Source organism: Nostoc sp. UHCC 0251 (genome assembly GCF_034932245.1).
In the GTDB taxonomy this organism is placed as follows: Bacteria; Cyanobacteriota; Cyanobacteriia; order Cyanobacteriales; family Nostocaceae; genus Nostoc.
In genome coordinates this window covers 1-11,695 of the sequence record NZ_JAYGHD010000405.1, presented here as the reverse complement: position 1 = coordinate 11,695, position 11,695 = coordinate 1, and the positions used below count along the sequence as shown (strand labels likewise).

Annotated in this window: 9 protein-coding genes; 6 read left to right on the top strand and 3 right to left on the bottom strand. The window is 44.7% G+C overall.

Annotated elements, in window-relative coordinates; translation table 11 throughout:
* Positions 1-126: 126 nt before the first annotated feature.
* Both VB740_RS33375 and VB740_RS33370 read right to left on the bottom strand, forming a co-directional pair.
* On the bottom strand, positions 127-996 hold the full coding sequence (locus VB740_RS33375; RefSeq protein WP_323204109.1) for a DUF5895 domain-containing protein: 870 nt from the start codon (positions 994-996) through the stop codon (positions 127-129).
* A gap of 403 nt (positions 997-1,399) precedes the next feature.
* On the bottom strand, positions 1,400-2,227 hold the full coding sequence (locus VB740_RS33370; protein ID WP_323204108.1) for a haloacid dehalogenase type II: 828 nt from the start codon (positions 2,225-2,227) through the stop codon (positions 1,400-1,402).
* Between the two features lie 256 nt (positions 2,228-2,483).
* On the opposite strand from VB740_RS33370, the gene VB740_RS33365 reads away from it, so the two are divergent.
* Genes VB740_RS33365 through VB740_RS33350 form a run of 4 tightly spaced genes read left to right on the top strand, consistent with a single transcriptional unit; the run spans position 2,484 to position 7,210 of the window.
* The gene (locus tag VB740_RS33365) at positions 2,484-4,241 is read left to right on the top strand and encodes a ScyA-related TPP-binding enzyme (RefSeq protein WP_323204107.1); all 1,758 of its coding nucleotides are present in this window, start codon (positions 2,484-2,486) and stop codon (positions 4,239-4,241) included.
* A 13-nt stretch (positions 4,242-4,254) separates the two neighbouring features.
* The gene (locus VB740_RS33360; RefSeq protein WP_323204106.1) at positions 4,255-5,397 is read left to right on the top strand and encodes a 3-oxoacyl-ACP synthase III family protein; all 1,143 of its coding nucleotides are present in this window, start codon (positions 4,255-4,257) and stop codon (positions 5,395-5,397) included.
* A gap of 40 nt (positions 5,398-5,437) precedes the next feature.
* Positions 5,438-6,406: an SGNH/GDSL hydrolase family protein gene (locus tag VB740_RS33355; RefSeq protein ID WP_323204105.1), complete on the top strand. Its 969-nt coding sequence runs from the start codon at positions 5,438-5,440 to the stop codon at positions 6,404-6,406.
* 48 nt (positions 6,407-6,454) lie between these two features.
* On the top strand, positions 6,455-7,210 hold the full coding sequence (locus tag VB740_RS33350) for an SDR family oxidoreductase (RefSeq protein ID WP_323204104.1): 756 nt from the start codon (positions 6,455-6,457) through the stop codon (positions 7,208-7,210).
* 364 nt (positions 7,211-7,574) lie between these two features.
* Here VB740_RS33350 and VB740_RS33345 read toward each other — a convergent pair whose 3' ends face one another.
* The gene (locus VB740_RS33345) at positions 7,575-9,329 is read right to left on the bottom strand and encodes an N-acetylmuramoyl-L-alanine amidase (protein WP_323204103.1); all 1,755 of its coding nucleotides are present in this window, start codon (positions 9,327-9,329) and stop codon (positions 7,575-7,577) included.
* An 85-nt stretch (positions 9,330-9,414) separates the two neighbouring features.
* Between VB740_RS33345 and VB740_RS33340 the strand changes: the two genes are divergently transcribed.
* Positions 9,415-11,052, top strand: coding sequence for a CTP synthase (locus VB740_RS33340; protein WP_323204102.1), 1,638 nt, complete (start codon positions 9,415-9,417; stop codon positions 11,050-11,052).
* A gap of 160 nt (positions 11,053-11,212) precedes the next feature.
* On the top strand, positions 11,213-11,635 hold the full coding sequence (locus VB740_RS33335; RefSeq protein ID WP_323204101.1) for a hypothetical protein: 423 nt from the start codon (positions 11,213-11,215) through the stop codon (positions 11,633-11,635).
* Positions 11,636-11,695 lie beyond the last annotated feature (60 nt).

The window sequence follows — 11,695 nt, the reverse complement described above, 5'->3', positions numbered from 1 at the left end:
TGGGGAATGGTTATTAATTCTTGTCCCTCACTCCCTCATCTCCCCTGCTCCCCTGCTTCCCCTGCTTCCCCTGCTCCCCTGCTCCCCTGCTCCCCTGCCCCCCTGCTCCCCACTCCCCACTCCCACCTAATACGGCGGATAAGCAAAATCATCTTCATCAGCATAAACATAAGAGTTGGAAACTCCTGCCATTGCCAATTTAGGCGTTTCTGATTTTACAGGTTCCTTTCCAAAATCTTTGTATTCTTCAAAAGTCTTGCAAATCATTGCAGACTCAAGAGAATCCGAAGCAATTAAATATTGTGTTAAAGTGCCTACCGTAGGATGTTTGAAGTCTACAGTTGAAGCTACCAGAACTGTATTTGGTTCAATACCTCTTTCTTCACACTCAATTATGGGGCAGAAAATGCCGTGAGCATGGAACAATGGCCCTTTTGGTGTCAAAGGTTGCTTGCGATAAACAGCATAAGCTTTTTCTAGTTCAGCAACGAATCCACTAACTACTTTACCTTGTTGATATTCGCAGTAGGTTTTGCTAAAACTCGCTCCGGCTGCACCATTAAGAGTTAGTTGTAATGGTGATTCATGTAAAAACTTTTTATTTTCACCCACTATAAAAATTAGATAGCGAGTAAAGGTTTTAAATTTAAGTTTGTCGGCTAAAAAAGCATCATAATTCTCTTTGAGCGTACCCAGTTTGAGACCACTTTCCCGGTCTTTGACAGACAATGGTCCCCGACGCACTAAAACCAAGCGTGGAGTATTGGTAATAAAGACTGTTTCGACTCCAGAGCTAAATTCATGCTCTATCTGCTGCCAATTATCATCTGGCACAAAGCCGACAGCATTAGCATTATCTAGCTTAATAGCCAAACCGTGGGATTGCATACCATCTGTGCCATACCGAGGATTAATCATCTGACACCAGGGGATGACTTGAGAAGGCGGTGCATTAAATTTCTCGTCTTCAAAGTCGAAATTAGCAGATGCTTTCATCGTTTTAGGCTATCAAAGTGTTTTATTGAACAAGTTTATCGCCAGAGTGCTGCTCCTGGAGAGCCAGAAGCAGAGCGTTGGTACGAGCGTTACTCGTCCTTTGCGTGTCGCCCTCAAAAGAAGAGTGAACGTGGCGTCAAACTGGCGTAGTAGTTTTTCCAGATTAAGGCAGAATCAATCTATGTTGCAATTCCTGTTTCGTTTTGTAACAACAAATCCTCATCTAAACAGTGTTAGACACTAAATAACGCCGTGTGCGACTTTATCTCAAACCTAACCCCCAACCCCTTCCCTACTAGCGTTGGGGAGCAAGAATCAAAGCCTCTCTCCGTTTCGGGGAGAGGAATGGAAGTGGGGTTCCAAGAATAAGTTGCACATCGCGTTAAATACTTATTCCTCAGTATTATTTTGGTGAACTCAAAGCAGCAAGAGTCTTTAAATCAGGCACTTCTAAGTCAGGTTGACTTGTTGCTGAACCTATGGTAGAGGATACTTTTTGCTCTGCTCGACGGTTTACCCAGACTGTTGATAGTCCTAGAGATTTGGCTGTAACGATATCGTGATATACACTAGCCGCAACGTGTAATATCTGCTCTAACGGCAAATCAATTCTTCCAATAGCCAGTCTGAAGTTGTTTAATGAGGGTTTATAACTTTTTGCTTGTTCTGCTGTGATTATTTGGTCAAATTCCACCTCTAAGTGCTTTGCCGAGAAAGCAAAGAGATCGTCATCTACATTTGAGATAATTACCAGCTTAAACTTTTGGCTTAAAGCTCTAAGTGCCTCCACTGTATCGGGGAAAGGCAGCCAATACTGAATTGATTTAGCAAGTGAATTTAGTTCGTCAACAGTAGGCTCAAAGCCAAATCGCTCACCAAACTTCTGGACTACTCTCTTTAAAACTTCTCGATATCTGAGATATTCTCCTTTTTCCACTTCTGCTTCAAATTCAGCAAAAAGATCCAAAATCTGATCGTCATCCAAATCAGTATTGTGTGCCAGCAGAAGTGGCTTTAGCACTCCTAAGATGCCGTTTTCCCAGTCAATCAGGGTTCCGTAACAATCGAAAGTTAAAGCCTTGTACTGATTGAAATTAATCACCTTTTTATACTCCAGAGCTTGATTAATAGTGTTCAGTTTTAGTAAACTAAAAAATGGATGAACCCATCTGCGTTGGCGCAGCCCGCCGCAAGCATCGCCACCTTTGCCACTCTTAAACTCTCTTAACATTTTTTTATATCAAAGCAGAGTTTAAGCAAGTAGACAATAAAAGACCAAACTATGTGAAGATTAGCTGGTAGATTGGCATAAAAAAACTAAACTATCTTGATAAAGAATAAATATGAAGTAGGTTAAAACCCTTTTGTCTGTTGCCTTCAGCATAGCTGCTTGCTACGTGATTGAAACGACAAATATTTATGCTGACCTACTTTAGGTGTGGGATAATATTATCCCACAGAGGAAAGTTTTCCTAAGTATAGTTACTATGGATGTTGAATTTCAGGATACACAAGCGAATACCACTGAACAGTTAAATTTAAATACGCAGCTATTTGATAGCAAGCCATCCGTAACTTTTTCGGTAGCAGAGGCAGTGGTAAAAATCCTGAGAGACATGGGAGTACAATATGCCTTTGGTGTTTCGGGAGGCGCGATCGCCCCAGTGTGGGCTGCATTACATCAAAGTCCTATCCAGGTGCTGCACTTTCGCCACGAAGCTGGAGCAGCTTTTGCAGCCATTGAAGCGCACTTTGCTAGCGATCGCCCGGTTGTGGTATTCACTACTACAGGACCGGGGATCACCAACGCTTTAACCGGGTTATTTGCTGCACGTTGGGAAGGTGCTAAAGTGATTTTTCTGTCGCCTTCAACATCGGCACCGCAGCGTGGACGGTGGGCATTCCAAGAAACCAGCAGTCATACCATGCCTAGTGTAGGGCTGTTTACCTCAGAACCAGTGTTTCATTATGCGACAACTCTCGAATCCAGTGATGAACTGTCAAAAGTTCATCGACGGTTGGCACTTGGTATAGCCCGACCAAATGGTTTTGTAGCACACTTAAATATTTCCACTAACATCCAAACTAGTTCAGTTAAGACATCATTGCCACGAGTGGCTTTCTCTTTTGCTCCTGCAGCCGTAAATGAGGAAACTATTGCAGAATGTACACGGTTGCTTTCAGAAGGGCCATTTGCCATTTGGGTAGGCTTTGGGGCGCGAGGTGCAGCAGCAGAAATTCGTCAGCTTGCAGAAGCGACGGGAGCGGCGGTGATGTGTTCACCTAGAGGCAAGGGCATTTTTCCGGAAAACCATCCTCAATTTGTTGGTGTTACGGGTTTTGCCGGGCATACGTCAGTTTTAACGTATATGCAAAAACAAGGGCCTTTACGAGTGTTAGTGCTAGGAACCCGCCTCAGTGAGTGGACTTCGTTCTGGAATTCTACAATGATTCCAAAACGAGGGTTTGTGCATGTCGATATCGACCCAGAGGTTCCAGGAACTGCATATCCATCTGTCGAAACGTTTGCCATCCAGTCCGACGTGGGAATGTTTGTAAAGGCACTGCTAAAGTACTTTCCCCAACACCAAAATCAGTCAACAGAACTGTTGCCGCCTTGTTCCAAGCCTGTAATAATCAATCCACGTGCAGAGGGACCGGTGCGACCGGAAGTACTTATGGATGCAATTCAACGGCAAATAGTTGAAGGGAGCAATGCGGTTGTCATGGCTGAAGGAGGAAACTCGCTAGCTTGGGCAATTAACCGACTGCAATTTACCAAACCAGGTCGTTTTCGAGTTAGTACCAGGTTTGCATCTATGGGTCATTTTGTCACAGGCGTCGTGGGTGGTGCGCTGGCACACAATGGTAAGACCGTTGCCATAGTTGGCGATGGTGCCATGCTAATGAACAATGAGATAAGCACAGCGGTAAGATACCAGATTGCTGCCGTTTGGATTGTACTAAACGATGGGCGCTATAGTATGTGCGACCAGGGGATGACTTTGCTAGGGTTCCAAGGTGTAGATGTAGAGATTCCGCAGGCGGATTTTGTCAAGATAGCTTGTGGAATGGGAGCTGATGGCATCCGCGTTGAAACAGAACCTGAAATTCAGGCAGCTTTGGAAAAAGCGATGGCTTCGAGATGTCCTTACGTTGTTGACGTAGTAATTGACCCAAGCCGGATTGCACCAATTAAAAGTCATATTCACAATCTGATTTCACAAGGTGCTACGAATTACTAAGAGGAGATTTGTGATGGTGGATCATCCAGTAGGTATTCGCGCGATCGCAGTGAGCTTTCCCAGCGTCAGACGTACAACGGATTACTACAGAGAGAAATACCCAGATATAGTTGCTCAAGTCGAACAAAAAAGCTTGGGAAGGCTGTTTTCGCTTGCTGACTCTACCCCCAGCAACGAGTTTGACTTGGAAATGTTGCCATATCTGTCAGATCCCTTTCGTGGTACTGTTGAGCAGCGGATACTTGGTCCAGGCGAATCGTCGCTGATGCTGGAAGAGCGCGCAGCTCGTGATGCTCTCAACGCGGCAAAACTTACTCCTGAAGAAGTCGATCTCATGCTCGTAGCCTCGATTTGGCCTGAACAAATCGGCTTTGGTAATGCCGCCTTCCTTGCCCGAAAACTGGGACTGCAAGGTGCTGCCTGGAATCTTGATGGGGCGTGTGGTGTTACCCCAGTAGCATTGCAAACTGCCTGTGCTTTGGTACAAGCAGGTGAGTACCGCAATGTACTGGTAGTAATCTCCTGCACTTACTCTCGCTTTGTCGATGAAGACGATACCGTTTCCTGGTTTCTCGGCGATGGTGCTGGAGCCTTCGTGATCGGTTCAGTCAAACCCAACCAAGGAATACTCAGTACAAAAACTGTGAATACCAGTTGTTTTTGCGATATTTTGACCTTAAATGTTATAGAAAACAAACAAGGCAATCCACGAATTCGTATGCAGTTGAACAAGGACGCAAAAAATGCGCTCAGTGAAGAATCGACGAAGCTTTTACGTACCTGTTGCGAAGGTGCTATCTCGGCAGCTGATTTGACTCTCGATCAGATTGACTTTTTTCTTTTCAATACAGCCACAGCTTGGTTTTCGCGCTTTTGTGTACGTGTACTTGGTATTGACTCAGAGCGCACTATTAACCTCTACCCTCAGTACGCGAACATTGGACCAGTACTTACCGTGGCCAATCTTTATCACGCTGCACAAATGGGTAAAATTCGTGAAAATGATCTGGTTCTCATTTATGGCTTTGGTGCAGCAGGAGTCGCCTCTGCAAGTGTGATGCGTTGGGGTAACGTGGCGTTAGGTCTTTTTCCACATCTCAACGAACCTGAATCAGCACTGAAAAGTTCCTTAGATCATAGTTTCGCTCCTTGTTAAAGTTATCTATCAGTATTTAAAGCATACTCAGTAGTTAATCGTGCAAAAACAAATTCTGGCGGCGGGCTTTTACCTATTATCTTTGATGTTTCCGCTCAAAGTCTCGGCAAAGGGTTATGACGAGATTTATGTTTTTGGAGATAGCTTTTCCGATACGGGTAATGTATTTAATGCAACTAACGGACTCGTTCCCCAAAATCCACCTTACTTCAATGAACGTTTTTCTAATGGTCCTGTTTGGGTGGAATATCTCGCCTCCGATCTTGGGTTAACTTTCAATCCGAACACCAATTTTGCTTTCGGTGGTGCAACTACAGGATTCAAGAATATAGGAATCAGCACTCTACCGGGATTACAACAACAAATTAACAGCTTTACCACAGCAAATCCGTCTGCTGATCCAAACTCCCTCTACATCTTGTGGGCGGGTACTAATGATTATTTAGATTACTTTTTCCAAGGCACTCCTAACCCTACCCAGGCAGTTACAAATTTATCAACGGCGGTAAAATCGCTTGCTGCTGTTGGAGCTAGAGATATCATGGTATTGAATCTGCCAGATTTAGGGAAGTTTCCAGTTGTAGGCGGCAATAGTCAAGTTTCGAGCTTACTTAGCACTTTTACCAGTAAACATAACTCCAGCTTGACCACAAACCTCAACCTTTTGAGTCAGGAACTAAACTCTAATATCAACATTATTCCTCTTGATGTTAATTCTCTTTTTAATCGGATCGTCGCAGCGCCAGAGGAATTCAGTCTCACGAATGGAACTGACTCGTGCATCGGAGATTCAGCAGTAGTGCCTATTGAAATTACCACACAGCCAGTTATATGTATCCCAGACAAGTTTTTATTCTGGGACGAAGTGCATCCAACGACTGCCACTCATAAGCTAATTGGAAAATTAGCATTTTCAGCGCTTGAGCCAGTGCCTGTCCCTGAAACTTCTGCTGTGTTAGGAGTCTTAGCTTTTGGTGTAGGTGCAGTATCGCTACGGAAATACAAATAGCTATCAGTTAGTGCAAAACAAAGCAATCAAAAGGGAAGGAACACACCTATGACAGGTCAATTCGATGGAAAAGTCGCGCTGGTTACAGGGGCTTCATCAGGTATTGGCCGGGCAAGTGCGATCGCATTTGCAAGCGCTGGAGCAAAAGTCGTGGTTGCTAGTCGTCGGCTCGCCGAAGGTGAGGAGACCGCACGCCTGATAAAAGAGACAGGTGGTGAAGCTATTTTTGTCAAGACCGACGTTTCAAATGCTGCTGAAGTGGAAGCACTGGTCAATAAAACTGTAAAAACTTATGGTCGTTTAGACTGCGCTTGCAATAATGCTGGGATTGGGGGCAATTCCGGCTTAATCATCGATGATATGTCAGAAGAAGACTGGGATCGTCTGGTTAACGTAAATTTTAAAGGAACGTGGCTCTGCCTCAAGTACGAAATCAGGGCGATGCTCAAACAGAACAGCGGGGCGATCGTAAATGTGGCTTCCGTCGGTGCTGTCGTTGGTGTACCTGGTTATGCCGTCTACTCTGCCACAAAAGGTGCAGTCATTACCCTGACTAGAACAGCAGCAATAGAATATGCTAAATCTGGTATCCGAGTCAATGTCGTGAGTCCGGGTGCTACCGAGACTGATATGCTAGCTAGTCTTCCCGTAGATTTAATTGCTCAACTTCCAACAGCACATCCAATAGGACGTATTGCCAAGCCTGAGGAGATTGCAAAAACGGTGGTTTGGTTGTGCTCAGATGCGACTTCCTTCATCACGGGGCATAATATGATGATTGATGGAGGATATACTGCACAGTAATCCTTCTTTTGTTACTTTAGTCATCTTCCAGCTTGGCTTGCCTATGACGATTACACTATAAGAGTCAAAAAGCTTGAACAAAGACCGATCGCAACATTAAGCAGGAACCAGCTAAAAAGGAGCGATGGGCTACGCCCCGCTGGAGGCTGGCTTCTCTCCAAGACGCTACGCAAACGCCCGCCGTAGGCATCGCACTCCATTAAATACAATGAGGAACTAGTAGTTCGCCAAGTGAACTTGGCGGGGTAAAGGGTAAGGGGGAAGGGGGAAAGGGTTTAAATCCCTTACCCTTTCCCCTTTCTCCTTTCCCCAGTCCTCACCCTGCAAAGTTGACTTGCCAGACCACTAGTGTTGTACCTCAAATTTATTTAACACTCCTAAGCCATTCAGTAATTCCCTCAGCGATCGCATAAGCCATTTTCTTCTGTTTTTCTGGGTTCACTATCTGCTCAAATTCATCGGGATTGCTCATAAAACCCAATTCCAACAACACGGATGGCGCAGCAGCGGGACGTGTCAGCGCTAGGTTGTTCCAAAACACGCCATAATAAGGTCTGCCGAGTTTTTTAACTACATAGTTCTGTAAAAATATTGCGAGGTTGTGAGCTTGGGGATGATACCAAAAAGTGCCGAATCCCTTAGTTTTTTCGGCATCGCCATTATCGGGTAGGGAATTATGATGTATGGAAAGAGCGATCGCAGGTTCTTCTTGACTGATAATTGCTTGACGTTCTACTAACGAAACCTCCTTATCATCCTCCCGCGTCATCACCACCGTTGCGCCTCGTTTCACCAACTCATCCCGCAGCAACTTGGATATCACTAAATTGACATCTTTTTCTAAATATCCAGTTGGGCCACTGGCACCAGATTCTTTACCGCCATGCCCAGGATCTAGTACAATCTTAAGATTAGCTAAAAGCTTGCGTCTTGTGTTTCCAATTTTCGGCGGATGACGCAAAGCCAAAACCAGGGTTGTACCGTCGTATCTCAGCTTATATCCCCACTGTTGAGCTTTTTTGAGGTTAAAGGTGTATTTTACTTGCTCTGGTGTCTCCTGTTGCCAATCTAGGCGAGAAATTAGGGGGTCATCATCCAGGCGAATAATGTCCGTTTGGGCAGTGGTATTGTAGAGAGTGAGAGCGAAAGCACCCTCAATTTGTTGTACGCTCACAGGAACGGGAACTTGTAAGGGGAAAACGATCTCTGTTGCACCAGGGAGTTGACGGTATCCGACACTGCGAATTATTGTCTGTGGCGGAATTGCACCAGGTAGAATGCGAGTTTCCTGACTGTTAATCCAAGCGCCATAGTCTAGGCGCAACCATTCACCTTCCTTACCTGTTACTGTTGCGCGTGTGCCTTTGGGCAGTGGTGTAAGTCGAGAATAATCGGTGCTTGGGCCAGTGCGAGCAACGCCTGATTCTACTGTAACCTCAGAAACTGGCAACTCTGCTCTTGAGAGGATTTGAATTTTACCAGTCCCTGGTTGAGTTATCGTCTTGCCATTGAGCGTCAGTTGAAACTGAGGTTGTCCCAGATCGGCCGCTGTTGCCACTGTGGTGCAACCTTTATAATTGCCTAAGCTAGACTGGGCATAAGGCTGATTTTGCCCTGTCAGAACTGCCAAATTACTTGGTAGTTGTGGCTGTTGAGGTTGGGGTGAAAGGGCAATAGTTTGATTAGCAAACTTGACAGATACGCTAGCGTTAGGGGGTGCGATGGCGCTAAAACAAATTAGCTCTCCCGGTAGTCTAGCAATGTCAACTGCGGGAGTCAGGGAATTTTTAGCAAAGGCTAACCCCTGTGGTAGCTCAGGGCTAGTGGTAAGCCTTGTCACTTTAATCTGGAGTTCTTGATTGTTGTGACGCACAGTAAAAAGATTCTCCCCCAACTGCAAGGGGAAACTAGGGGAAAAATGACCAGCTTTGCTGCGGGTAATTGGCTTACTATTGATCAAAACCTGACCATTTGGTGGTGCAGTCCCCAGAAAAAAGATTTTTTGGGCACTCGTCTGGTAGTTTGTTTTGGGAAAAACGACTATAAGAGATGGCTCTGCCAATGCTACGGAGGAGGTGAGAATACAGCCTAATACTACTAATCCTAGAAGGTTTTTCACGACAAGATAACAGAAGATTACACCACAACAACTGTGGCACAATGACGGGATGTATTTTTAGAAGTTGTTAGAAATTCAAACTACTATGACTAAGTTTATTTTTGTAACTGGGGGCGTAGTTTCCAGTATTGGTAAAGGCATTGTAGCAGCAAGTCTAGGGCGTTTGCTCAAGTCGCGCGAATATTCCGTGTCGATTCTCAAACTTGACCCTTATATCAATATCGATCCTGGTACGATGAGTCCCTTTCAGCATGGGGAAGTATTCGTTACCCAGGATGGTGCGGAAACAGATTTGGACTTGGGGCATTACGAACGCTTTACCGATACTTCGATGTCGCGGTTAAATTGTGTAACGACTGGTTCGATTTACCAGGCAGTTATCAATAAAGAGCGGCGCGGAGACTATAATGGCGGCACAGTACAGGTTATTCCTCATATTACCAATGAAATTAAAGAGCGGATTCTGCGAGTTGCTAAAAGTACAAACCCATCTGTAGTAATTACAGAAATCGGCGGTACGGTGGGAGATATTGAATCACTGCCGTTTTTGGAAGCAATTCGCCAGTTCCGCAAAGAAGTAGGACGGCAGAATGTTCTGTACATGCACGTAACGCTGGTGCCGTGGATTGCTTCTGCGGGTGAGATGAAAACTAAGCCAACACAACATTCGGTTAAGGAACTGAGATCCATTGGCATTCAACCAGATATTTTAGTTTGTCGGAGCGATCGCCCCTTACCCAAGGGATTAAAGCAGAAATTATCGGGATTTTGCGATGTCCCGGAAGAATGCGTCATCACTTCTCAAGATGCCAAAAGTATCTATGAAGTACCCCTGAATTTAGAACGGGAAGGAATGGCAGAACAAGTGCTGAACTTGCTGCAAATGGAACAACGCAAACCAGATTTGACGCAGTGGCAAACCTTGGTACAACGCCTACATAGTCCCAAGCATGAGCTAGAAATTGCCATTGTCGGTAAATATGTGCAGTTAAGTGATGCCTATCTATCTGTAGTGGAAGCATTAAACCATGCTGCAATTTCCACTTATGGCAAACTGCGCCTGCGTTGGGTGAATTCAGAAGATTTGGAAAATGAACCGCCCGAAACTTATCTTGAGGGTGTCGATGGCATAGTTGTGCCAGGAGGTTTTGGGGTTCGGGGGGTGGATGGCAAAATTGCCGCCATTAAATACGCACGCGATCGCCAAATTCCCTTTTTGGGTTTATGCCTGGGAATGCAATGTTCTGTGATTGAATGGGCCCGGCACGTAGGGGGATTAACAGGTGCTAATAGTGCTGAATTTGACCCTCATACAACTGATCCGGTAATCAATTTATTACCAGGACAGCAGGAAGTTGTCGATTTAGGGGGTACAATGCGCTTAGGGCTATATCCTTGTCGTGTTCTTCCTGATACACTGGCTTTCAAGCTTTATCAAGAAGATGTAATTTATGAACGGCATCGACATCGGTATGAGTTCAACAATGCTTACCGCGATCTGTTATTAAAGTCTGGCTATGTGATCAGTGGTACTTCTCCCGATGGACGCTTAGTTGAAATTGTGGAATTATCCAAGCACCCATTCTTTCTTGCTTGCCAATTTCATCCAGAATTTCAATCACGCCCCAGTTGCCCTCATCCTTTATTTAAAGGGTTTATTCAAGCAGCGATCGCTCTTTCTCTCTCAACTTCAGGGACACCAACACCATTGGAGGTGTCATAACAATTCGTAATGACGCTCGAATACTCGCTACCGCTACGCTAACGTAATTCGTAATTCAAAATTAATTTTTTAGATTTTGAATTGGTGCATAGCAACATTAACTTAAGGCTTCAGTAGATTTGGATATACAGGGTGCATCATTCGTAATTGAGGAGATGTTGTGGCGTACTGGGTGAAAATCCTTTACGAGAGGAAAGAATATGTAGTGAACTTTGAACGTGTCCATGCTTTTTGTTATGAACTAAATGGTAGGGTTACTTTTTGGTTGCCAGATAGTGCCATTCCGATAGTGATTAACCCGCAAAGTAACTTGGAAGATTATCAAAAGATCCTCGATTATTTAGAATGTGTGACGGGGTTGGAATTAGATCATGCCCACTGGGTGAAAATCCTTTACGAAAAAAACGAATATGTAATTAATCTCACCTGCATCAGTTCCTTTTGCCATGAACCTAACGGCAGGATAACTTTTTGGTTGCCAGATGGCACTATCCCCATCATCATCAACCCTGTGAGTAATCCTGAATCTTATGAAAAAGTGATGAAATACGTTAAGAAAGCAACAGGATATTCTTTGTCTTAGTATTATGAATTACGAATTACGTTAGCGTAGCGGTAGCGAGTATTCGAGCGTCATTACGAA